This is a genomic window from Deltaproteobacteria bacterium, from assembly GCA_005879535.1.
Classification (GTDB): domain Bacteria; phylum Myxococcota; class Myxococcia; order Myxococcales; family 40CM-4-68-19; genus 40CM-4-68-19.
Genome location: VBKI01000058.1, coordinates 33,830 through 55,524 on the forward strand (window position 1 = coordinate 33,830; position 21,695 = coordinate 55,524).

Sequence of the window (21,695 nt, forward strand, 5' to 3'; positions counted from 1 at the left end):
CTCAGTCGTCCTCCTCTTTCAGGAATGCCTCGAGGGCATCCAGCTTCTCGTTCCAGAACCGTTCGTACCGGGAGGTCCAGCGCGCGATCTCGCGCAGAGGTGCCGCCCGCAGCTCCAGATGGTGCTCGCGGCCGTCGCGGCGGCGCCGCAAGAGGCCGGCTCGCTCCAGGACCTTCAGATGCTTCGACACTGCGTTCAGCGACATGGGGAACCGTCCCGCCATGTCGGTCACCCGGGAAGGCCCCCGGGCGAGCCTGGCCACGATGGCCCGCCGGGTGGGATCGGAGAGAGCGGCGAACACATGGTCCAGGCCAGGCATGCCGGGCGACATTATTCAACCGGTAGGTTGAATGTCAAGCGACAGCGTCATCGGGGATCGTCCAGAGTCGACGACGGAGCGTCAGGAGTGGGCGACGGCTGGTCGGGAGTCGGGCCGGTCAGCCATACTGCGGAAGCTCGGGCTCGGACTCGCTGGAGAGTGCGGCCTTCCACAGCTCGGCGAGCCTCTCTTGCGGGACGCCCAGCAGATCCCCCTCGCCGCGGAACCAGGATTTGCCGCCGGACTCCGCGAGCACGATGGCGCCGGCCGGCGACCGCAACGAGACCCGCCAGGCGGCGAGGGTCGCGGGGCTTTCGCGGGTGCGGATGTGCACCCGCTCGCGGGACTCGACCTGGACGGCGTCCTTTGGCTCGACCTCACGCATCGGAGGGAGTATGGCACAGTCCGCGGGAGGTCGCATGGGTGAAGTCGCGTACCGATCGAAGGTGCGGGTCGAGCGGATCAAGGGATCATTGCGGCAGGCGTGGCTGCCGGAGGAGTCCGCGCCGGTGAAGTTCAGCACGCATGGCGCGGTGGCGGCCCACTACGGCGCGAAGCCGGGTACCTACGAGCCGCATGCCACCACCCTGGACTATCTGGTTGCCGCGGCGGCGGGTTGACTCACGGGGACCTACGGAGGCGCGCTGGAAGCGCGCCAGATCCCCGCGTCCGCCGGGAAGCTGATCGCGGAAGCCGAAGGAGAGGTGGAGCTGGAGGGCAGCACGCTGGTCATCCGGCGCATCCACGTGAAGTTCTCGCTGGAGTGCCCGCCGGATCAGCGCGACACCGCCCAGCGGGTGCACGGTTTCTACGCCCAGAGCTGTCCGATCTACCGCTCCATCCACCCGCAGATCGCGGTCACGACGGAAGTGGCGTTCCGCTGATCGAGGCGTCCAGAATCTCCACCGGGTGAGCCGCCGGCAGGTGCTTGCCGCGCTGCCGGAGGATCTTCTGGATCTGCAGCGTACAGCCCGGATTCGCGCTGGCCAGCAGGTCGGCCTTCGTCGAAACCACGTTGTCCACCTTGCGCTCGCCGATCTGGTCGGCGCTCTCCGGCTGGACGAGGTTGTACACGCCGGCGCTCCCGCAGCACTGCTCGCTGTCCGGCACCTCCACCAGCGTGACCCCGGGGATGGCGCCGAGCAGCGCCCGGGGCTGCGCCTTGATCCGCTGCGCGTGCGCGAGGTGGCAGGCGTCGTGCATCGCGATGCGCAACGGCAGCGGCCGGCGCGGCGCCCGCGGCGACAGTGCCGCCAGGAACTCGTTGACGTCGCGCACCTTCGCCGCAAATTCCTTCGCCCGCTCATCGCGCGGAAACAGCCGTGCGTAATCCTTCAGATGCGATCCGCAGCCGGCCGCATTGATCAGGATCACGTCGGCGGGCTCGCGCGAGAACCGGTCGATGAGGTCGCGCGCGAAGCGCAGCGATTCCTCCTCCCGCCCCGCATGCATGGAAAGCGCCCCGCAGCACCCCTGCCCACGAGGCACGACCACCTCGCATCCCTCGGCCGAGAGCACCCGGAGAGTCGCATCGTTCACCCCCGGATTGAAGATCCGCTGCACGCATCCCGCGACCATGGCGACCGTGAACCGCTTCTCCCCGACCGCCGGCACCCGCTCCGGCAAGCGCACGAACACGTTGCGCAGCGTCACCGCCGGCTGCAGCGCCTCGAGCTGCCGCATCCGTGGCGGAAACAGCTTCAGCAACCCGCTGTGGCGCACCAGCCAGCGGATCCCCGTCCAGACGTAGAGCAGCAGGAACGCCGCCATCGCCCGCAGCCGGCCAGGATAGGGAAAGATCTGGAAGATCATCGACCGGTGCAGCCGGTCCCAGAATCCCCGCCGATACTTCCGCTCGACGTACGCCCGCGTCTCCTCGATCAGCACGTCGTACCGCACGCCCGATGGGCAGGCGGTCACGCACGCCATGCACCCGAGGCAGCGGTCGAAGTGCGCCGCCACCGTCGGCGTCATCTGCATCTGGCCCGTGCGCAGCCCCCGCATCAAGTCGATGCGGCCGCGCGGCGAATCCATCTCCTCGCCCCAGTTCTGGTACGTCGGGCAGTGGGGCAAGCAGAACCCGCAATGGACGCAGTCGTCGATCAGCTCCCGCTGCGGCGCGGTCACGGCGGTCATACGACGAACCTTTCCGGCGCCAGCACGCCACGAGGATCGAACTGCTTCTTCACCGACCGCTGCAGCGCGATCGACGCGGGTGCCGGTCCCCAGTCCCCGGGCACGGTGAGCCACCCCCCAATTGCCGTCAGCTCGCGTCGCGCCGCCTCCAGCGCGCCCCGATCGACGGCCGCGCAGGTGGCAAACCCCAGCCCCGCCATCGGCAGCCACTCGATCCGGGCCCGCAGCGGCCCGAGCGCTCGCGCCACCTGCGCCGCATGCGTTGGCAGCGCCCCGAAGCGGATCCGGACGGCGCCTTCCGCCGTTCCCGGCCAGTCGACCTCCTCGAGCTCGGGCAGCTTCCCCCGCTGCGCGCGCACCCCGGCCGCGAATCCCTCGAACCGGAGGTAGACGTCCCAGCCGGTGCCTTCGCCCAGAGCGATCATCGCCGTCGGCTCGAGCTGCAGCGCCCGCACCCGGCGGACGACCTCCACCGGATTGCCGCCGCGCGCCCGCAGCGTCACCGTGCTCTCCGGCACCGGGTGGACGCGGAAAGTCGCGGTGGCGATGAACGCCAGCGTCCCGTACGACCCGCACATGAGCTTCGGCAGGTCGAAGCCCGCCACCGTCTTCACCACCTTGCCGCCGCCCTTCGCGCGCGTCCCGTCCGCCCGCACCACCGAGACGCCGATGATCAGATCCCGCACCGATCCGTACCGCGTCCGCAGCGGACCGAAGGAATTGGCGGCGACGATCCCCCCGAGCGTGGCCTTCTCCGGCTGCGGCGGATCGAGCGCAAGCCGCTGGCCGTTCTTCGCCAGCTCGCCCTGCAACTGCGCCAGCGTGACGCCGCACTCGACGGTGACCACCTGGTCCGCGGGCGTGTACTCCACCACCCGGTCGAGCCGCGCCGTCGAGATCTCCGTCTCCACAGGCGGTCCCGGCGGCATTGCCGTCCCCCCGCCGACGAACAACACGCTGCCGGCGCCCTGCGCGAGCAGCGCCTCGACCTCGTCGATCGACCCTGGCGTCACGCGCGCCACGCTTCTCCCGACAGCTCGCTAGGGTGCGGCCGGTACAGCCCCGGCCTGTCGCCGCACAGCCGCGGCGAGGGGAACATCTTGCCGGGATTGAAGCGCTGAGCGGGATCGAAGGCGCAGCGGACGAGCTGCATGGTCTCCAGGTCCTGCGCCGTGAACATCTCCGCCATGTACGGCGCCTTGTCCGCGCCGACGCCGTGCTCCCCGGTGATCGATCCGCCGTGGCGCAGGCAGGTGCGGAGGATCTCGCCCGACATCTCCTCCGCCTTCCTCTCCTCCTCCGGATCCCGTCCGTCGAAGAGCACCAGGGGGTGCAGGTTACCGTCGCCGGCGTGAAATACGTTCGCCACCTGCAGCCCGTACCGCTGGCCCAGAGCGGCGATTTCCTGGAGCACCACGGCGATCTCGCTGCGCGGAATCACCCCGTCCTGGACCAGGTAGTTTCGCGCGATCCTGCCCACCGCCGCGAACGCGCTCTTGCGGCCCTTCCACATCAGCTCGCGCTCCGCAGTATCCTTGGGAACCCGGATCTCCAGCGCTCCGGCCTTCCGTGCCAGCTCGATGGCGTTCGCGGAGGTGTGCTCGCATTCGTCGGCCACCCCGTCCACGTCCATCAGGAGCGCCGCGGCCACCTCGGGCCAGTCCACTCCGGTGGCCGCCTTGGCGGCGACGATGGCCAGCGTATCCATCATCTCGATGGCCGCAGGCACGATGCCGGAGGCGATGATCGCGCTCACCGCGTTCCCCGCCTCGGTGGTGGAGGGGAAGGTGGCAAAGAACGTCCGCGTCGCCTCCGGCTTGCGCAGGATCCGCAGCACGACCTCGGTGACGATGCCGAGCAGGCCTTCGCTGCCCACCACCACGCCGGTGAGGTCGTATTCCGGCCGGTCGAGCACCGCTCCGCCGAGGTCGACGACGCTTCCGTCCTGCAGCACCATCCGCAGCCCGAGGACGTGGTTGACGGTGAACCCGTACTTCAGGCAGTGCGCGCCGCCAGAATTCTCCGCCACGTTCCCGCCGATGCTGCAGACGCTCTGCGACGAGGGATCGGGCGCGTAGTACCAGCCCTGCGGTCCGATGTGCCTGGAGACGTCGAGGTTGATCACGCCGGGCTGCACCCGCATGAACGCGTTGTCGTAGTCGACCTCGAGGATCTTCCGCATCCGCGAGAGGCCCATCAGCACGCACCCCGGAACCGGCAGCGCTCCTCCCGAGAGCCCCGTCCCCGAACCGCGCGCGACGATGGGCAGACCGGCCTCGTGCGCGATCTTCACGCACCCGACCACCTCTTCCGTGCTCTCCGGCAGCACCACGATCCCGGGCGTGACGCGGAAGCTCGCGAGCCCGTCGGACTCGTAGGTGTGAAGCTGCTCGGGCTTGCAGATCGCGTAGCCTTCACCCACCACCGCCGCAAAGCGGCGGACGAGATCGGCCGGCAGCGGCGGCGCTTGCTGCTTGTGTTCCGCCTGGGTCGCGCCGGGAGTCTCCTGTTTCATTCGAGCAGCTCGTAGGCCGGCAGGGTGAGGAACTCGACGAACTCGCCCAGCACCAGCTGGTCGAGGATCTTCCGCGCCGGCTGCACCTGCGAGACGCCCTGCAGCTTCCCGATCTCCTCGTCGCGGAACTTCTCGTACAAGGACCGATCGATCTTTCGCCCGTCGGCGAGCTTGGCCCCGTTCTGCACCCACTGCCAGAGCTGGGCGCGAGAGATCTCCGCCGTGGCGGCATCCTCCATCAGGTTGAAGATGGCCGCCGCGCCGTTGCCGGAGAGCCAGGACGCGAGGTACTGCACCCCCACGGAGATGTTGTTGCGGACGCCGTTCTCGGTGATGGTCCCGCCGGGAACGCGCGTGTCCTGCAGCTCGCGCGCCTCGACGTGCACTTCCTCGCGCAGGCGCTCCTTCTGGTTGGGCTTGCCCAACTTGCGGTCGAACACTTCCTTCGCAACGGGCACCAGGTCCGGATGGGCCACCCACGTTCCGTCGAAGCCGTCGGCGATCTCGCGCTCCTTGTCCGCGCGCGTCTGGGCCAGCGCCTTCTCGTTGATCTCGGGATTCTTCCGGCTGGGGATGAACGGCGCCATCCCGCCCATCGCGTGCGCGCCGCGGCGGTGGCAGGTCTTCACCAGCAGCTCCGTATATGCGCGCATGAACGGTACCGTCATCGTCACCTGCTGCCGATCGGGGAGGATCAGATCCGTGCGCGTCCGCAGCTTCTTGATCAGCGAGAAGATGTAGTCCCACCGTCCGGCGTTGAGCCCCGACGAATGGTCGCGCAGCTCGTAGAGGACCTCGTCCATCTCGAACGCAGCGGGCAGCGTCTCGACCAGGACGGTCGCCCGCACGCTGCCGCGCGGAATGCCCAGCTTCTCCTGCGCCAGCACGAACACGTCGTTCCAGAGTCGCGCCTCCAGGTGCGATTCCATCTTCGGCAGGTAGAAGTACGGCCCGGTCCCGCGGTCGAGCGTTTCCCGCGCATTGTGAAAGAAGAAGAAGCCGAAGTCGGCGAAGGCGCCGGCGATGGCCTTGCCGTCCACCCGCAGATGCTTTTCCGGGAGGTGCCAGCCACGCGGCCGCACGAGCAAGGTCGCGATCTTCTCGTTGAGCTTGTAGGCCTTGCCTTCGGGCGAGGTGAAGGCGAGCTTCCGGCGGACGGCGTCCATCAGATTCAGGTGACCCTGGACGATGTTGCTCCAGGTGGGCGAGAGCGCGTCCTCGAAGTCGGCCATGAACACGTCCGCTCCGGAGTTGAACGCATTGATCATCATCTTGCGCTCGACCGGACCGGTGATCTCGACGTGGCGCTTCTGCAGATCCTTGGGCGTTGAAGCGACCTTCCAGTCGCCGCTGCGCACCTTGGCCGTCTCCGGGAGGAACTCGAACGATGCGCCGGAGGAGAGCTTGCGGTACCGCTCGGCGCGTTTCTGCAACAGCTCCTGCCGGCGGGACTCGAACGCGCGGTGTAACTCCTCGACGAAGGCGAGCGCGGGCTTGGAGAAGACGACGTCCGACCCTTGCGCGGTCACCTCGATCATGTCTGACCTCCGGAACGGGGTGCAAGCCAACCATGGCGCGGTGAGAAGGTAAAGGGAGCGAGCCTCCGGCCGGATGATTGCCGGCACTACGTCGTGACGAGGACCGTGCAGGACCGAGCACCGTGCGCGCCGATCACAAGCGCCTGCTCGATGTCGGCGGTCTTCGAAGGACCGGAGAGCCACATCGAGAAGCCCGGCGACGGGATCGTGATCTGCTGGTACGCCTCGTGAAGGTTGTGCACGAGCGTGTCAGCGCGGACGACCACGGCCAGGTGCTGCGTGAGGAAGGCCGCCGCGCGGTTGGCTCCGCCGTGATCGACGATCCAGCAGGCGCCGTTTTCGGCGACGCCCAGTGCCGCCGGGATCACGCAGAAGTCGACGTCGTGCAGGTCATGTGGATCCGACACGGACGCGAGATCGACGTTCGCCTTCGCCACGCCCGGGATCAACGAGACGACCTTGCGCGCAGAAGCATACTCGGGCACTTCCATCAAAGCGGCCTCGAGCGGGCCGCCGACGAACACGCAGCGTCCGCCCACTTCCACGACGCTCTTCGCGAACCGTTCGCGCAGGTCGGGATAGCGGATGGCAGCGATCCGGCCGACATCCGGCAGCGGAGTCTCCGCGGGCGCTGCGGCGCGCACCGCCTGCAGTATCTCATCTCGCGCGGACACGCTTGCTCCATTGCGCGCGGAAACTCTCGCGCGGCATCGGTGGCAGCTCGCGCTGCCTCGTCCAGGGATTCGGGACGTACGGCGCGAAGAGACGCAGGAGCTTCCCGAACACCCGATATGCCCAGGTGCGCGCCAGGACCCAGCCGCCGATCTTCGAGACGACGCGCTTGTGAAGGGGGACGAGGCCTTGCGCTGCCAGCTCGCCGCGCCAGGCCAGCAGCTGGTGATGCAGGTCGATGCGCACCGGGCAGACGTCGCTGCACGACCCGCACAGGGAGGACGCGAACGGCAGCGCGGCGTGCTTCTTGGCATCGACATGAGGCGCGAGGATGGACCCGATCGGACCGGCGACCGTCACGCCATAGCTGTGGCCACCGCTGCGGCGATAGACCGGGCAGGTGTTCATGCAGGCGGCGCAGCGGATGCACTTGAGCGCGTTGCGATACTCGTCGCGCGCCAGGATCCGGCTGCGCCCGTGGTCGACGATCACGATGTGCATGCGGGCGCCGGGCCGCGGGCCGTGGAAGTGCGACGTGTACGTGGTGATCGGCTGACCCGTGGCGCTGCGGGCGAGCAGCCGCAGGAAAACGGCCAGCTCTCGCGGCGAAGGGACGATCTTCTCGAGTCCCATGCAGGCGATGTGGATGGGGGGCAGCGAAGTCCCGAGATCCGCGTTCCCCTCGTTGGTGCAGACCACTACGCCGCCCGTCGAGGCGATGGCAAAGTTCACGCCGGTGAGGCCCGCCTGCGCGGCGAGGAACTTCCCGCGCAGATGGCCGCGCGCTGCTTCCGTCAGCTGCTTGGGATCGGCGAGGCCTTGCGGGGTTCCGATCTTCTCGTGAAAGAGCTCGCCGATCTCTTCCTTCTTGAGATGGATGGCCGGCATCACGATGTGCGAAGGCGGTTCGCGGCGGAACTGGACGATGCGCTCGCCCAGGTCGGTGTCCACCACCTCGACGCCGTGCTCCTCGAGATACTCGTTGAGATGGCATTCCTCGGTGAGCATGGACTTGCTCTTCACCAGGCGCGTGACGCCGCTCTCGCGCAGGATCCCGTGCACGATCCGGTTGTGCTCGTCGGCATCGCGCGCCCAGTGGACCGTCGCCCCCGCGGCGACGGCATTCCGCTCGAACTGTTCCAGGTATTCGGGCAGCTTCGAGAGGGTGTGCGCCTTGATCTGCGACCCCAGGCTGCGCAGCTCTTCCCACTCCGGGACGAAGCTGCGGGCAATGTCGCGCTTGTTGCGCACGAACCAGACGGCCTGATCGTGCCAGTGCAGGCGGGCGTCGTCCTTGACGAACTCGGCTGCGCGCGCGGCGTGCTCGGTCATCGCGTTGCCTCCTCGAGCAACTCCGCGAGGTGGAGGACGCGCAACTTCTTGCCGTCCCGGCGGATGAGCCCGTCCAGGTGCATCAGGCAGGAGACATCGCCGCCGGCGATCACCTCGGATCCGGCGCGCTCGTGATCGGCGATGCGGTCGCGTCCCATCGCGCAGGAAACCGCCTCCTCGGTCACGGCGAACGTCCCGCCGAATCCGCAGCACTCGTCGGCGCGGGCCAGCTCGGTGAGCCGCAGGCCCTCGATTCCCTCGAGCAGCGCGACGGTCTTGGAGAACGGCGGAACGAGGCGCTCGCTGCCGCTGCCCAGACGCAGCTCGCGCAGACCATGGCAGCTCTCGTGCAGCCCCACCTTGTGTGGGAAGCGGCCGCGTGGCTTGACCTGGAGAACGTCGTGGAGGAACTCGCACAGCTCGCGCGTCTTCGCGCGCAACCGGGCGACGCCGGGATCTCCGGGCAGCAGCGTTTCGAAGTGGTTCCGCACCATGCTGGTGCAGCTTCCGGATGGGCACACCACGTGCTCGTACGGGGCGAACACGTCCAGCATCTTCCGGGCGAGCGGGCGCGCGTCGTCGAAGAACCCGGAATTCGCCATCGGCTGGCCGCAGCACGTCTGCCCCTCGGGGAACCTCACCGTGACGCCATACCGCTCGAGCAGCTCCGCCGTGGCAAGGCCGACGCGCGGGTAGAGCTGGTCGACGTAGCAAGGGACGAAGAGGGCGACCTCCATCGCGCGTCATTGTAGTGCAGCGCTCGCGAAAGCGCGTTCAGGCAGACCGGCTGCGCAGCGCTCCGCTCCGGCGCCGCCGCAAGATCAGCATCGCGCCGAACCACGCCGAATAGAAGGTGAGTAGAGTCAGCAAGGAGACCGGCAGCGCCGCGCCGTCGTACTTCGCCCGGCGCAACACGACGTACAGATCTCCCGCGAAGCCGGGCCCGAGCAGCGCAAGGGCGAGCAGCAGCATCCTCGAGGCGAAGGCGTGGAACCGCTCCGTGTCCCGCCCGCGCTCGACGATGCGGTGATAGGCGGGCGGCGACATCAGCACGATCGTCGCGAGCGCCACGAATCCGAGGCTCCCGAGATGGACCAGCTGCACTCCCCGCGAGAGCTGCGGGAATGTCTCCATCAGCACCATCGCGAGCTGGAATCCGAGCAGCGCCTGCACGCCCGGCAAGAGAATGCGGGTTTCTGTGAGCACCTCGACAATCCGGTGCTCGAGCGGCGTGTCTTCCACGGCGTCCTCCGGTTCCTCTTCCTCCTGGCGATCGGTCCGGAAGAAATGGCCGTACCAGAGCGCGAGGGCAGCGACGAATGCGATGGCGCCGGACGCGGCTCCGGCCCACGGCCCGGCAATGCGGTTTCCGGCGATGGCCAGATCGAAGCTCAGACCGACCGCGAACGGCAGGAGCACGACGCGCATCACCGTCATGGTGAAGTGATGGAAGCGCGCGGTATCGCGTCCGCGCTCCACGATCCGGTGCCGCGCCGGCGGCAGGAAGAGCGCCCCGAGCGTGAAGAGCAGTGCGAGCAAGGCGCCCAGCTCCAGCGCTCGCTCGGCGGGGCCGAGCTTCTCGTAGCCCTTCTCGAAGAACGCCCGATACTGGAAGCCGAGCAGCACCTGCGCTCCCAGGACCAGGATGCGGGCCTCGTCCAAGGCGTTCTTCACCTTGCCATGCAGGGCCACACCGAAATGTGCGGCGCGCGGACCGCAGTCGCAAACGGGCGTCCGGTCGTCTGGTAGGAAGGAGGGGTGCGTTTCTCGGCTCTCCGCTCGCGCGATTTCCGTCTCCTCCTCGCCGGCCAGGCGGTCTCCCTGACGGGCTCGCAGATGCAGCAGGTGGCAATGGTCTGGCAGCTCTACCTGCTCACCAATTCACCGCTCTCGCTCGGCCTGCTTGGGGCCTTCCGCGTCACCCCGATCCTCTTGCTCGCTCTCGGCGGCGGCGTGGCGGCGGATGCCCTCGATCGCCGCAAGCTGATGCTCGCCAGCCAGGTCGGGATGATGCTGGCCTCCGTCGGACTCTTCGCCGCCACAGCCGCACACGCGGTGACGCCGGCGATCATCTACGGCCTGGCTGCGCTGGGCGGCGTGGCTTCGGCATTCGACGCGCCCGCGCGGCAGTCGCTCCTGCCGCGGCTGGTGGGGGCGCAGGAGCTTCCCAACGCGCTCAGCCTTTACACGACGGTCTACGAGATTGCCGCCATTGCCGGGCCGGCGCTGGGTGGCGCGATGCTCGCCTGGAAGGGGGTGCTGCCGATCTACGCGCTCGACGTCGTCTCCTTCGTCGCCGTGATCGTCGCGCTGCTCGCGATGGAGCACCGCGCGCCGTCGACCGGCATCGCCGGCCTTCGCGCGGGCGCGGTGCTGGAAGGGCTGCGATTCCTGCGGCGGACGCCGCTGATCCTGGCCACGATGCTGCTCGACTTCGCGGCCACGTTCCTCGCCGGGTCGCTGCTCCTGCTGCCGATCTTCGCCGATCAGCTCCTGCGCGTCGGCCCGCGCGGCCTCGGGCTGCTCTTCGCGGCGCAACCCGTCGGCGCTGCCGTGGCCGGTCTCCTTCTCTCGGTGATTCCCACCGTCCGCCGGCAGGGCCGCGCGCTGCTCCTCGCCGTCGCCATCTACGGGGCGGCCATCGCCGTGTTCGGCGTTTCAGCCTGGTTTCCGCTCTCCCTCTTCGCCCTCGCGGTCTCCGGCGCCGCGGATACGATCAGCATGGTGATGCGGCAAACGCTCCGTCAAATGCTCACACCCGACGAGCTGCGGGGCCGGATGACTTCCGTCAACATGATGTTCTTCATTGGAGGTCCGCAGCTCGGAGAGGTCGAAGCCGGCGTCGTGGCGAAGCTCGCCGGGGTCCGCTTTTCGGTGTGGTCGGGAGGGGCGCTCTGCATCCTCGCCGCTCTGGCGGCCGCGTCGCTGGTGCCGTCGCTGCGCAAGTACGAGCATCGGGTATAGAGTTCGCGCATGCCGGACGTCGTGGTCGTGGGCGCGGGCGTGATCGGCGCCAGCGTCGCATGGCACCTGTCGCGGCTCGGCGTCCGCACGCTGCTGCTGGAGCGCGAGCCCGAGCCAGGGAAGGGCAGCACCGGGCGCGCGACGGGCGGCTTTCGCGCGCAGTACGGCACCGACATCAACGTGCGACTGTCGTTGCTCTCGCGCGAGAAGCTGCGCCGGTTCATCGACGACACGGGCGTCGATCCGGGCTATGACCCGCGGGGATATCTCTGGCTCGCGCGCACCGAAGCCCAGCTCGACATCCTCCGCGGCGCGCAGGATGTGCAGCTCGCGGCCGGGCTCGTGGAAGCCTCCATGCTGGATCTCCGCCAGATCCGCGAGGTGAACCCATACATCCGCCTCGACGGTCTCGCCGGCGCGGCGTTTTGCCCGACCGATGGATACATCCGGCCCCTCGACATCCTCCGCGGCTACTTGCGCGGAGCGCAGGTGCGAACGAGCGCCCGCGTCACCGGACTGCGCCGGCGGGGCTCGCGAATCGAGGCGGTCCAGCTCGCCGACGGGTCGGAGATCCCCGCCGGCGCCGTCGTCGACGCCGCTGGACCCTGGGCGGGGCCGGTCGCGCGGCTGGCGGGTGTCGACGTTCCGGTAGCGCCGCTGCGCCGGCAGGTTGGATCGACAGTCGATACCGAAGTCCTGCCCGCTGCGATGCCGATGACGGTGTGGGTGGAGGATGCATTCCACGTCCGCGCGCGCGACGGCCGCGTCCTCTTGGTGTGGCCGACGCCGGGCGACCCGCGCGACCCGGAATCGACCGCCGTCGAGCAAGACTGGCTCGAGCAGGTGCGGGAAAAGGCCGCGGAGCGGGTGCCACCGCTTGCCGGAATCCCCGTGGACCCTACCCGGTCCTGGGCGGGTCTGTACGAGATGTCGCCCGACCAGCACGCGCTGCTCGGCCGCGCGCCGGAATGCGACAACCTGTACCTCTGCAACGGCTCCTCCGGGCACGGCGTCATGCACTCGCCGGCGCTCGGGCAGCTGCTGGCCGAGATCATCGTGCACGGCCAGTCGCGTTCGCTCGACGTGGAGGCGCTGCGGCCTTCGCGCTTCGCCGAAGGACGACCGAACCGCGCGACGCAGATCCTGTAGAGTGAGCGGCGGAGGCGGAACGGTGAAGCTGGAATTCTGGGCGCTGGCATTGGCCGCGGCTTCGGTGGGAGCGCTGCATTCGCTTGCCCCTGACCACTGGGTCCCTTTTGCGGCGTTGGCCCGGGCGCGGCGCTGGTCTGCGGGAAAGACGGCGCGCATCACGCTCGCTTGTGGCCTGGGCCACGTGACCGTGTCCGCCGCGCTGGGCGCGCTCGCCGTCGTTCTCGGGCTCGGCGCGCTCCAGATCTGGGGCCAGCGGCTGGAGTCGGTGGCGGGCCTGCTCCTGATCGGCTTCGGGCTCGCGTACGGGATCTGGGGGTTGCGCAAGGCGATGCGCGAGAAGCTGCATGCCCACTCGCACGTCGCCGTGGACGATCCGTCGCGGCTGACCGCCTGGACCCTCTTTCTGCTCTTCTCCGCCGACCCTTGCGTCGCCGTGATGCCCATCCTCTTCGCCGCGGCGCCGCTCGGCGTCTGGCCGGCGATCGCCGTCGTCCTGACGTACGAGCTGGCGACGCTCGCAGCCATGCTTCCGCTGGTGCTCTTCTCGCGCGCAGGCGCCGCGACGCTGAGCTGGCACTGGCTGGAGCACTATGGAGACGGCGCCGCCGGGGGCGTGATCGCGGCCGTCGGCGTGGCCGTCGTGCTGCTCGGTATTTGACTCAGGGAATCAGGCGCGCCGCGGCGGCCGCGCCCGATCGCGCCACGTCAGGGACGCCCACGCCATCCCAGGCGGCGCCGGCCAGCTCGAGGCGGCGGCATCGAACGAGCAGATCGCGCGCCTCTCGCACTCGGTCGCGGTGACCCGGCGCATATTGCGGGATCGCTTCGGGCCAGCGGACGATCCGCACGTAGTCCGGCGCGTCACTGACTCCCCAGGTCGAGCGCAGATCGCGCACCACGCCGGCGACGAGCTCGCGATCGTCGAGCGCGGCGCGCTCGGGATGCCTGGCGCCGCCGCAGATGGCGGTGACGAGCGCGCGACCTTCCGGGGCGCGGCCGGGGAGCATGCTGCCCGGCAGCAGCATGCCGACGCTGTGCAAGGTTCCCTCGCTATCGATCAATCCGAATCCGCGGGGCAGCGTTTCCTGCCGCAATCCGACGTGGACGACGGCGACAGGGGCACTCTGGAACTGCCCGGCCAGGTCCGCGAAGCGGGGAGCGAATCCTCTCGTCAGCTCCGCGGCCGCGGCAGCGGGGACGGCGAGGACCACGCCGTCGAATCGCTCGCCCTGGACCGACCAGCCGTCCTCGGACGGCGCGAGCTGACGGGCGCGCGTTCCGAGCCGGATGCGCAAGCCCAGCGACTTCGCAAGCGCCTCGGGCAGCGTTCCCAGGCCACCGCGAAGCGTCCAGATTCCAGCGCGCGGTCCCTTGGGCCGGCGGATCGCGTGCAGCAAGAGGGATCCCTTCTCGGCCATCGCGCCGAGCGAAGGAAACGCGTCGCGGGCCGAGAGGCGGGCGGGATCCCCAGCGTAGACGCCCGCACTCAGGACCGAAGCGGCGATGCCGCCGGCTCGCTTCCCCAACCGGCGCTCGAGGAAGACCGAGAGCGGAACGTCCTCCCGCAGCGGCCTTGCGAACAGCGGCTCGAGCAGCACGCGCCCCACGCCAATCTGCGCGAGGAGCGCGAGGCTCGGCGCCCGAAGGACTCGGCCGTCCAGGTGGATCCAGCGGGTGGTCGGAGGCCGCGGCTCGACCACTTCGGCGCGCAACCCGCTCGCCTCGAGCAACGCGTCGAGCGGACGCCCGAGGAAGTTCGGTCCGTCCTCGGTGAGGTATCCGCGCTCCGAAAAACTTCCGACTTTGCCGCCCGGGCGCGCATCGGCCTCGAAGACGACCGGATCGGCTCCCCGGCGGAGCAGCTCGTGCGCCGCGGCAAGACCCGCGATTCCGCCGCCGATCACCGCGATCCGCACGACCGGCGCCTCTCAGGCCATCAGATGTCCGGGGATCGCGATGTTGTCCCCGCCCATCACCGGTCCCACCGGCACGAACGGCGGCGCGAACGTGGGGATCGGCCCCTTGCCCAGGACCAGCATCACTTGCTGCGACGGCAGCCACATGAGGAAAGCGATCGAGAGCACGGTGGCGATGGCGTCGTGCAGCGCGTGGTAGTGCTTCTCCGGATCCTTTTCCTTGAGCCCGCCGTCGAGCGCGTCGTCCATCTCCTTCGTCATGGTGTCCGGCAGGATGATGTCGGTCATCTTGGAGGAGATGCAGCAGATCAGCGGCATGGGGACGTTGGGCATCGGCGGCGCCATCGGGCCCGGAAACGCGGCGAACGCCGGGTACCAGGGAAGGCCCGGCACCGTGACCTGGTCCTGCCAGTTCTTGAACGCTTTCGAGATGCCCTTCGCCACCGCGTCGCGGTGCTTCGCCTTGTTGCCGGTGAACGACGCGCACGACGGCGCGTTCTTGATCTGGCTCTCCAGCTCCGGCCCGTCCAGACAGCCCGGGGATCCGATGGCGCAGACTGCCATGATCTGGAGGTTCTGGAACTTCGCCTGCAGCTTCCACATCTGGTGGGCGAACTGCACGGCGTCGATCATCGCGTCGTGGAAATCCTTGAAGTCCTGGCCGATCTTGTCGCAGGTCTGCTGGTAATACTTGTAGCCGGGCTTCTGCGGCTGGAACCACGGCGGGATGGTCTGCGGCACGGCGGTCATCTCGCCGGGCTCCTGATCGCGATCTTTGAAGAACTTCTCCGCCCAGCCCTTGGCCCCGCCCGACGCCTTCTGCGTGGGCAGCTTCAGGTTGTTCGACATGAACTTGACGTTCCCGAGGATCTTGATCGGGCTCAGACCGGGCATTACTTCCCCCGCACAAAGATTATCACGGCCCGAGCGTCGGGTCGCGGCGCAGCGCGGCGATGGTCTCCGCCAGCTCGGGCACGTCGAGCTTCTCCAGCTCCCGCACGATCTTTTCCACCCGCTCGCGCGTCTCCGATTTCAGCCGCGACGCCGCGGCCTGCCGGGCGGCCATCGCTTCGATCTCGCGCGGCTCGACGGATGCCATCTGCTTCGACCAGGGACGGGCCACGGTATCGCGCAGCGTCACCACTTCGACGCCCACGCCGGTCTGTTCCGCCACCCGCTTGCGCTGCTCGGGCGTGAGGGCGACGCGCGTCTCCGGTCCCGACGCGCCCGCCGGCGTCATCGCTGCCTCCAGCGCCTTGGCCATGTTCGCCAGCTCGACGCAGCTTTCCCGAAGGCGCTCCGCCATCTGCTTCAGCAGCTCAGGATCCTTCTCCTCCACCATGCGCATGGCGAAGCTCGCGGCATCCGCCTGCTTCTTCTGGAGCTCTGCCAGGTCTGCCATCGCTCCATTCTACGGCGAACTGGGGAACGCGGTGTCCCCGGCGCGGAAACGCGGGTGCGAAACGGAGAAATCGCGCGCGCAGGTGGGCCATCCGCCTTCTCCGTCCGTCTCCTGGCGGACGGCAATTCCTTCCGGCGCCACGCGATTTTCGACATTCTGGATTGGCGGGATGCTTGCTCACGCGCTGCGTGGGGAGGTGGAGGGATGGCGTTGCGGCTGCGTTACCGGATCGACAGCCCGCGCCGTTTGCGGGAACACGTCCACCTCGTGGATGGGGCTGGGTACTTCTTCTTCCCTGGCGCCGTCGCGCCCAAGGGCACGCTTGCGGCCCTCGAGATCGATTTCGCTTCCACCAGCCAGGTCGCCCTGCTCAGGGGCTGGGTCTGGGCGCGTTCCACCGGCGGTGGGCTCTGGCTGGAGCTCTCGGGGGCGCAGCGCTGTCTGGAGAAGCTGAACCAGCAGCCGTCGCGATCCGAGCCACGCATCGCCAGCGACCAGCTCGTGCTCGCCGAGCCCGACGGCCTGCCCGCTTTGCTCTGCCGCCTCCGCGACGTGAGCGAGCGGGGAACGAGGCTTGCCGCGATGCCGGCCGACGCAGGATCGGCAGGTCAGCGGATCCGCGTGGCGTTGCCCGAAGCGGGTCCCGGCGGCGTGCAACTGGAGGCGTACGGCCGGGTGGCCTGGGCGAGTCAGGGCGAGGCGGGCGTGGAATGGAACGGGGGAGATCTCGCGACGCACACGGCCGTCCGCCGCCTCCTCCGCGGCGCGCAGCATGAGTGGGAGGACGCGAGGACCGCCATCCACCCGCCCACCTGCCGCTGCATCGGACCGCGAAGGCCAGTAGTCCTGCTCGGCTAGAGCGCATCTCATAACCCCGGACCCAGCTCGGCGCCGCGGATCGGCTGAGCGTTCGCTCATGCAAACGCGTCCGCGGCGACGGGAGGGGTTATGAGATGCGCTCTACCCTGCGCCTACTTCGCGCTCCTCAGCACGACCAGGCTCCGCGCCTGCACGTCGATCTTCGCCCCGGGCTCGAGCTTCTCCGCCCGCCGCAGCCGACGCAGCTCGGGGGCGTTCTCGGTAGAGGTGTCGAGCACCCGGATCCACCTTGCCGCGAACTGCTCCGGCGGCACGGCGAACTGCAGCGGCTCGTAGTGCGCGTTGAAGATCACGTAGAAGCTGTCGTCCTTCACCCGCTCGCCGTGCTCTCCGGGCCGGGCGATCGCGGCGCCGTTGAGGAAGACGCCCAGCGATTTGGCGAAGCCCGCTTGCCAGTCCTCGTCGGACATCTCTTTCGCATCGGGCGTGAACCAGGCCAGGTCCTTGACGTCGGTTCCCCTGAGCTCGCGGCCCTGGAACCAGCCGCGCCGGCGGAAGATGGGGTGCTGCATGCGCAGCTTGATCAGGCCGCTGACGAAGTCGAGCAGATCCTCGTCGACGTGCTCCCAGTCGATCCAGGACAGCTCGGTGTCCTGGCAGTAGCCGTTGTTGTTGCCCCGCTGCGTGCGGCCCATTTCGTCGCCGGCGACGATCATCGGGACGCCCTGGGACAAGAGGACGCTGCTGAGCAGGTTGCGCTGCTGGCGGGCGCGCAGCTGCAGGACGCCCTCGTCCTGGGTATCGCCCTCTGCGCCGCAGTTCCAGGAGCGGTTGTCGTTCGCTCCGTCCTTGTTGTCCTCCTTGTTCGCCTCGTTGTGCTTCTCGTTGTAGGAGACCAGGTCGCGCATCGTGAAGCCGTCGTGGGCGGTGACGAAGTTGATCGAGGCGTAGGGCCTGCGGCCGGTCGAGGCGTAGAGATCGGACGATCCGGTGAACCGCTGCGCGAACTCGCCCAGGAGCGAGTCCTGGCCGCGCCAGTAGTCGCGCACCGTGTCGCGGAACTTCCCGTTCCATTCCGACCACTGCGCCGGGAAGTTGCCCACCTGGTAGCCGCCTTCGCCGACGTCCCAGGGTTCCGCGATCAGCTTCACGCGCGAGACCACCGGATCCTGCTGGATGAGATCGAAGAACGCGCTCAGCCGATCGACCTCGTGCAGCTCGCGCGCGAGCGCGGACGCGAGGTCGAAGCGGAAGCCGTCCACGTGCATCTCCTGGATCCAGTACCGCAGCGAGTCCATCAGCAGCTGCAGCGTGTATGGCTGCCGCATGTTCAGCGAGTTCCCGGTGCCCGTGTAGTCCATGTAGTACCGGGGATTGTCCGCCGTCGTGCGGTAGTACGCGGAGTTGTCGATGCCCTTGAACGAAAGCATCGGCCCCATCTGGTTGCCTTCGGAGGTGTGGTTGTAGACGACGTCGAGGAACACCTCGATGCCGGCGCGATGCAGCGCCTTGACCATCGCCTTGAACTCCTGGACCTGCCCGCCGCGCTGGCCGCGGCTGGAGTACTCGTTGTGCGGGGCGAAGAACCCGATGGAATCGTACCCCCAGTAGTTGCGGAGCCCCTTGTCGAGCAGATGCTGGGAATGGACGAACTGGTGGATGGGCAAGAGCTCGACGGCGGTGACCCCGAGCATCTGCAGATGCTCGATGGCCGCCGGAGAGGACATCCCGGCATATTTGCCCCGCTGATCCTCGGAGATCTCCGGGTGCCGCTGGGTGAATCCCTTGACGTGGACCTCGTAGACCACCGTGTCGTGCCAGGGATGGCGGGGAGCCCGGTCGTCGCTCCAGTCGAAGTACGGGTTCGTGACTACGCAGCGCGGCATGAACGGGGCGCTGTCCGCGCCACTCGCCGCCAGGTCGTCCTCGTTCAGCTTGTACGGATAGATGGCCTCGTCCCACTTCGGGTGGCCCTCGATGGCGCGGGCATAGGGATCGAGCAGGAGCTTGGCTGCATTGCAGCGTAGCCCCTTCTCCGGCTCCCAGGGACCGTGGACGCGATACCCATAACGGTGGCCGGGCTCGACCCCGACGAGATACCCGTGCCAGACGTAACCGGTGCGCTCGGGGAGCGCGAACCGCTGCTCGTTGCCGTTCTCGTCGAAGAGGCAGAGCTCGACTTTGGAGGCCACCTCCGAGAACAGCGCGAAATTGGTGCCCGCGCCGTCGTACGAGGCGCCCAGGGGATATGACCTGCCAGGCCAGATGCGCATCTCTGTACACTCTGAATCGGGGCCGCCGCGCGCAACCGGGGCGACGCTCAAGCGTTCGCTGCGCGCCGGTGCCTGCGCACCAGCCTCCACTTGACGATCGGCGGCACGATCAGGATCGCGGCCATGATCGCCGCCACCGCAATCTCCAGGAAGCGGACCTCGTGGGCGAGCTTCGCCGAACGGCCAAACTCGTATCCGAGCCCGACCAGCGCCGCGACCTCGATCAGGCCCACGCAACCGTTGATCAGCTCGAAGCGCAGCATCGGATATTTGCTGCCGCCGATGGCCAGGTAGACAGGCCCTCGCAGTGCCACCAGGAAGCGCCCGAGGAGGATGGCGCGAAACCCGTGCCGGCGAACCAGGTCCTCGCCCCATTTGCGCAGATCCGGCGCGACGATCCGTCTCCCGAATCGCGTTCGCAACAGACGCGGCAAGAACGATCGCCCGATCATGTACGAGGCGGTGTCGCCGGCGACGATCGCGAGCCACGCGGCGAGCCAGGCGCCCCACAGCGGCAGCGCCCCGGCATGCGCCCACCAGCCGGCGCCGAGCAACGCCAGCTCCTCCGGCAGCGGCACGATCAGCGTGGAGAGGACCGCCCCGAAGATTGCCAGCGCGGCATACACGGTCCGACGAAGCTAGGTCAGCGGCCCGCGCGAGGCCAGCGGACGATGAACGTCGTTCCTTCCTCCGCGGTGGAGCGGACGGCGATCGATCCGCCGTGCGCCTCCGCGATCTGGCTGGCGATGTAGAGTCCGAGCCCGAGGCCGGCGTTGCGACCGCCCCCGTCGGCGGCGCCGCGGTGGAAGGCCTCGAAGATCCCCGGCAGCGTTTCCGGCGGAAGGGGCGCGCCCTGGTTGTTGACCTCGAGGACCACCGCATCCTCCTCGTTCCGCAAGGTCACGCGCACCGGCGAGCCGGCCGGGCTGTAGAGGATGGCGTTTCCGACGAGGTTGGCGATCACCTGCGTGGCCCGATCGGGATCGACGGTGGTCACCGTGTCCCCGTCCGAGGAAAGCTGGAGCGCGCGATCGGGATGGAGCACCTGCATGCCGTCGATCACCTGCTGGCAGAGCTGGAGCAGATCGGCCTCGACGGCGAAGATGGGGAGCCCGCGGCCATGCCGCGTGCGGGTGTAGTCGACGAGGTCCCGGACCATCCGCTCGATGGCGCGCGCGTTGTCGATCATGCGCTTGACCACGGTGAGCTGCTTGTCGCTTCCGGCGGCGGCGAGCTGCCGCTCGAGGAGTCCCGCGGAGGTGAGCACCACGCCGAGGGGGTTGCGCACGTCGTGGCTGAGGACACCGAGGATCCGATCGCGGAAGTCCAGCGCCGCCCGCAGCTCCGCCTCTTCCGCCAGCCGCGCGGTGATGTCGATGTTCACCGCGACCGCGCCGACGACCCGGTCGCCCAGGCGGACCGGGGCCGCGCTCGAGCGAAGCGCGACGTCCTCGCCGGTGGCGGGATGCCGCACCAGCACCTCGCGGACGGCGCGCTCGCCTTGCAGCGCCTTGATGTAGACGAGCTCGTCGGCGGGGACCGGTGTGCCGTCGAGGTAGCGGGTCGGGATTTGTTCCACCAGCGTGGCGACGTCCTTGTTGAGATCCTCCAGGCGCCGGTACCCGAACATCTCCAGCGCGGCCGCGTTGGCGTGTTTGATCCTGGTGGCGTCGCCGACGTAGATGGCTTCCGGAATGGCCGCGAGCACCGCTTCCAGCTCGGCGGCGCGCCTGGTCACCTCCGCGTCGAGGCGGGCCTGCGCGATGAGCGCAGCCACCCGGTTCGCCATGGTGCGGAACAGCGACTGGTCCTCCTGGGAGAATTCGTGCGAGGAGCGCGAGCCCATCACCGCCACGCCGAGGACATCCGCACCCATCGTCAGCGGCACGCCGTAGAGCGCCAACGTCCCCGGCGCGCAGACCGGCGACCTGGCGATCGCAGGATCCGAACAGGCATCGCGGAGCATTACCGGAGCGGCCTCTCGCACCACGCGCATCGTAAAACCGTCGGGTGGCGTCTCGCGACCGACAGGACCCGGCTCGGGATATCCCAATGCAGCCCGGACGCGTATGGTGCTGTCTTCGCGGAGCGTCAGTGCGATGGTGTCCGCCGACGCGGTCGTTTCCAGGAAGGCGTCGAGCAGTCTCGGCAGCAGCGATTCGACGTCGTGGTGGACCAGCGCCGCGCTGGAGATGCGATCGAGTGCGCGAAGCGTCCGTTCGCGCGCCACCGTATACCGGACGACCGAGGTGGCGATGGCCTGATCGATCGCCTCGTGGAGGCGGGGCAGTTCTGCAGAGCGCAGTGCCGGGGTGTGCGTCCGGGACGCCAGCTCGGTGATGCAACGCCGCAGGATCGCGTACTCGTTGACGACCTCGGCCAGGTCGTACCCGACTTCGAGCCGCTCCAGGGCGTGGATCTGCGGCTGGTCCTCGGGCGGAGTGACCTCGTGGCCGGTTCGAAGCTCGCCGACATAGTCCGCGAGCTCCTCGATGAATTCAGGGAGGTGATCGACGAGCATCGGGCGGTCCAGATGGCGCGCTGCGCCCACCTTGCGCACCTCCTGCTCCCAGTGCGCCAGGATCTCGTCGCGGTGCTCGCGGAGGAAGTCGGCGAGGCGTCGCGGCTCGTCGCTGGCGACCATGTCGCCCATGACA

At 68.8% G+C, this 21,695-nt stretch carries 22 protein-coding genes; 6 read left to right on the forward strand and 16 right to left on the reverse strand.

Annotated features, from left to right (window positions below):
• Window position 1: 1 nt before the first annotated feature.
• Complete coding sequence (locus E6J58_08925; GenBank protein ID TMB38354.1) at window positions 2-334, reverse strand: winged helix-turn-helix transcriptional regulator; 333 nt, start codon at window positions 332-334, stop codon at window positions 2-4.
• Window positions 335-437: 103 nt separating this feature from the next.
• Window positions 438-704 (reverse strand): hypothetical protein, encoded by a 267-nt coding sequence (locus E6J58_08930; protein ID TMB38355.1) that lies wholly within the window; start codon window positions 702-704, stop codon window positions 438-440.
• Between the two features lie 34 nt (window positions 705-738).
• Here E6J58_08930 and E6J58_08935 point away from each other — a divergent pair, with 34 nt between their 5' ends.
• Entirely contained in the window at window positions 739-939 is a 201-nt protein-coding gene (locus E6J58_08935; protein TMB38356.1) for a hypothetical protein, read from the forward strand.
• Window positions 940-963: 24 nt separating this feature from the next.
• Complete coding sequence (locus tag E6J58_08940; GenBank protein ID TMB38357.1) at window positions 964-1,203, forward strand: OsmC family protein; 240 nt, start codon at window positions 964-966, stop codon at window positions 1,201-1,203.
• Here the strand turns inward: E6J58_08940 and E6J58_08945 are convergent.
• The 8 genes from E6J58_08945 to E6J58_08980 form a co-directional block, all read right to left on the reverse strand.
• Window positions 1,178-2,455, reverse strand: a complete 1,278-nt coding sequence (locus E6J58_08945; protein ID TMB38358.1) for a 4Fe-4S dicluster domain-containing protein — start codon at window positions 2,453-2,455, stop codon at window positions 1,178-1,180. The genes E6J58_08940 and E6J58_08945 overlap by 26 nt on opposite strands.
• A complete protein-coding gene (locus E6J58_08950) occupies window positions 2,452-3,477 on the reverse strand; it encodes an FAD-binding oxidoreductase (protein TMB38359.1) in 1,026 nt (341 codons plus the stop codon). The genes E6J58_08945 and E6J58_08950 overlap by 4 nt, the downstream gene beginning before the upstream one ends.
• Window positions 3,465-4,970, reverse strand: a complete 1,506-nt coding sequence (locus E6J58_08955) for an FAD-binding protein (GenBank protein ID TMB38360.1) — start codon at window positions 4,968-4,970, stop codon at window positions 3,465-3,467. Before E6J58_08955 ends, E6J58_08950 begins: the two co-directional genes overlap by 13 nt.
• Window positions 4,967-6,508 (reverse strand): malate synthase A, encoded by a 1,542-nt coding sequence (locus E6J58_08960; GenBank protein TMB38361.1) that lies wholly within the window; start codon window positions 6,506-6,508, stop codon window positions 4,967-4,969. Before E6J58_08960 ends, E6J58_08955 begins: the two co-directional genes overlap by 4 nt.
• A gap of 86 nt (window positions 6,509-6,594) precedes the next feature.
• Window positions 6,595-7,182 carry a hypothetical protein gene (locus E6J58_08965; GenBank protein TMB38362.1) on the reverse strand — a complete coding sequence of 196 codons (588 nt, stop codon included), beginning with the start codon at window positions 7,180-7,182 and terminating at the stop codon, window positions 6,595-6,597.
• Window positions 7,166-8,512, reverse strand: a complete 1,347-nt coding sequence (locus E6J58_08970) for a lactate utilization protein (GenBank protein ID TMB38363.1) — start codon at window positions 8,510-8,512, stop codon at window positions 7,166-7,168. Before E6J58_08970 ends, E6J58_08965 begins: the two co-directional genes overlap by 17 nt.
• Window positions 8,509-9,249 carry a (Fe-S)-binding protein gene (locus E6J58_08975; protein ID TMB38364.1) on the reverse strand — a complete coding sequence of 247 codons (741 nt, stop codon included), beginning with the start codon at window positions 9,247-9,249 and terminating at the stop codon, window positions 8,509-8,511. Before E6J58_08975 ends, E6J58_08970 begins: the two co-directional genes overlap by 4 nt.
• 37 nt (window positions 9,250-9,286) lie before the next feature.
• Window positions 9,287-10,186, reverse strand: a complete 900-nt coding sequence (locus tag E6J58_08980) for a hypothetical protein (protein ID TMB38365.1) — start codon at window positions 10,184-10,186, stop codon at window positions 9,287-9,289.
• 84 nt (window positions 10,187-10,270) lie between these two features.
• Between E6J58_08980 and E6J58_08985 the strand changes: the two genes are divergently transcribed.
• Genes E6J58_08985 through E6J58_08995 form a run of 3 tightly spaced genes read left to right on the forward strand, consistent with a single transcriptional unit; the run spans window position 10,271 to window position 13,286 of the window.
• Window positions 10,271-11,476 carry an MFS transporter gene (locus E6J58_08985; GenBank protein ID TMB38366.1) on the forward strand — a complete coding sequence of 402 codons (1,206 nt, stop codon included), beginning with the start codon at window positions 10,271-10,273 and terminating at the stop codon, window positions 11,474-11,476.
• A 9-nt stretch (window positions 11,477-11,485) separates the two neighbouring features.
• Window positions 11,486-12,625 carry an FAD-binding oxidoreductase gene (locus tag E6J58_08990; protein TMB38367.1) on the forward strand — a complete coding sequence of 380 codons (1,140 nt, stop codon included), beginning with the start codon at window positions 11,486-11,488 and terminating at the stop codon, window positions 12,623-12,625.
• Window positions 12,626-12,647: 22 nt separating this feature from the next.
• Window positions 12,648-13,286, forward strand: a complete 639-nt coding sequence (locus E6J58_08995; protein TMB38368.1) for a hypothetical protein — start codon at window positions 12,648-12,650, stop codon at window positions 13,284-13,286.
• 1 nt (window position 13,287) lies between these two features.
• Here E6J58_08995 and hemG read toward each other — a convergent pair whose 3' ends face one another.
• From hemG to E6J58_09010, 3 genes are read right to left on the reverse strand one after another with little or no spacing between them, the layout of a single operon-like run.
• Entirely contained in the window at window positions 13,288-14,544 is a 1,257-nt protein-coding gene (gene hemG, locus E6J58_09000) for a protoporphyrinogen oxidase (GenBank protein TMB38369.1), read from the reverse strand.
• 12 nt (window positions 14,545-14,556) lie between these two features.
• Window positions 14,557-15,438, reverse strand: a complete 882-nt coding sequence (locus E6J58_09005; protein ID TMB38370.1) for a hypothetical protein — start codon at window positions 15,436-15,438, stop codon at window positions 14,557-14,559.
• A gap of 22 nt (window positions 15,439-15,460) precedes the next feature.
• Window positions 15,461-15,946 (reverse strand): hypothetical protein, encoded by a 486-nt coding sequence (locus E6J58_09010; protein TMB38371.1) that lies wholly within the window; start codon window positions 15,944-15,946, stop codon window positions 15,461-15,463.
• 204 nt (window positions 15,947-16,150) lie between these two features.
• Here E6J58_09010 and E6J58_09015 point away from each other — a divergent pair, with 204 nt between their 5' ends.
• Window positions 16,151-16,804, forward strand: a complete 654-nt coding sequence (locus E6J58_09015; protein TMB38372.1) for a PilZ domain-containing protein — start codon at window positions 16,151-16,153, stop codon at window positions 16,802-16,804.
• A gap of 113 nt (window positions 16,805-16,917) precedes the next feature.
• On the opposite strand, the gene glgX is transcribed toward E6J58_09015, so the two are convergent.
• Genes glgX through E6J58_09030 form a run of 3 tightly spaced genes read right to left on the reverse strand, consistent with a single transcriptional unit; the run spans window position 16,918 to window position 21,691 of the window.
• Complete coding sequence (gene glgX / locus E6J58_09020; GenBank protein TMB38373.1) at window positions 16,918-19,038, reverse strand: glycogen debranching protein GlgX; 2,121 nt, start codon at window positions 19,036-19,038, stop codon at window positions 16,918-16,920.
• A gap of 47 nt (window positions 19,039-19,085) precedes the next feature.
• Window positions 19,086-19,664, reverse strand: coding sequence for a DedA family protein (locus E6J58_09025; protein ID TMB38374.1), 579 nt, complete (start codon window positions 19,662-19,664; stop codon window positions 19,086-19,088).
• Window positions 19,665-19,681: 17 nt separating this feature from the next.
• Window positions 19,682-21,691, reverse strand: coding sequence for a PAS domain-containing protein (locus tag E6J58_09030; GenBank protein ID TMB38375.1), 2,010 nt, complete (start codon window positions 21,689-21,691; stop codon window positions 19,682-19,684).
• Window positions 21,692-21,695 lie beyond the last annotated feature (4 nt).

What these genes read in the sequence shown, in the direction of transcription:
- E6J58_08930 (TMB38355.1), bottom strand. Translation starts at nt 704, where the DNA reads ATGCGTGAGGTCGAGCCAAAGGACGCCGTCCAGGTCGAGTCCCGCGAG.
- E6J58_08935 (TMB38356.1), top strand. Translation starts at nt 739, where the DNA reads ATGGGTGAAGTCGCGTACCGATCGAAGGTGCGGGTCGAGCGGATCAAG.
- E6J58_08945 (TMB38358.1), bottom strand. Translation starts at nt 2,455, where the DNA reads ATGACCGCCGTGACCGCGCCGCAGCGGGAGCTGATCGACGACTGCGTC.
- E6J58_08955 (TMB38360.1), bottom strand. Translation starts at nt 4,970, where the DNA reads ATGAAACAGGAGACTCCCGGCGCGACCCAGGCGGAACACAAGCAGCAA.
- E6J58_08960 (TMB38361.1), bottom strand. Translation starts at nt 6,508, where the DNA reads ATGATCGAGGTGACCGCGCAAGGGTCGGACGTCGTCTTCTCCAAGCCC.
- E6J58_08970 (TMB38363.1), bottom strand. Translation starts at nt 8,512, where the DNA reads ATGACCGAGCACGCCGCGCGCGCAGCCGAGTTCGTCAAGGACGACGCC.
- E6J58_08975 (TMB38364.1), bottom strand. Translation starts at nt 9,249, where the DNA reads ATGGAGGTCGCCCTCTTCGTCCCTTGCTACGTCGACCAGCTCTACCCG.
- E6J58_08990 (TMB38367.1), top strand. Translation starts at nt 11,486, where the DNA reads ATGCCGGACGTCGTGGTCGTGGGCGCGGGCGTGATCGGCGCCAGCGTC.
- E6J58_09005 (TMB38370.1), bottom strand. Translation starts at nt 15,438, where the DNA reads ATGCCCGGTCTGAGCCCGATCAAGATCCTCGGGAACGTCAAGTTCATG.
- E6J58_09010 (TMB38371.1), bottom strand. Translation starts at nt 15,946, where the DNA reads ATGGCAGACCTGGCAGAGCTCCAGAAGAAGCAGGCGGATGCCGCGAGC.
- E6J58_09015 (TMB38372.1), top strand. Translation starts at nt 16,151, where the DNA reads ATGGCGTTGCGGCTGCGTTACCGGATCGACAGCCCGCGCCGTTTGCGG.
- glgX (TMB38373.1), bottom strand. Translation starts at nt 19,038, where the DNA reads ATGCGCATCTGGCCTGGCAGGTCATATCCCCTGGGCGCCTCGTACGAC.
- E6J58_09030 (TMB38375.1), bottom strand. Translation starts at nt 21,691, where the DNA reads ATGGGCGACATGGTCGCCAGCGACGAGCCGCGACGCCTCGCCGACTTC.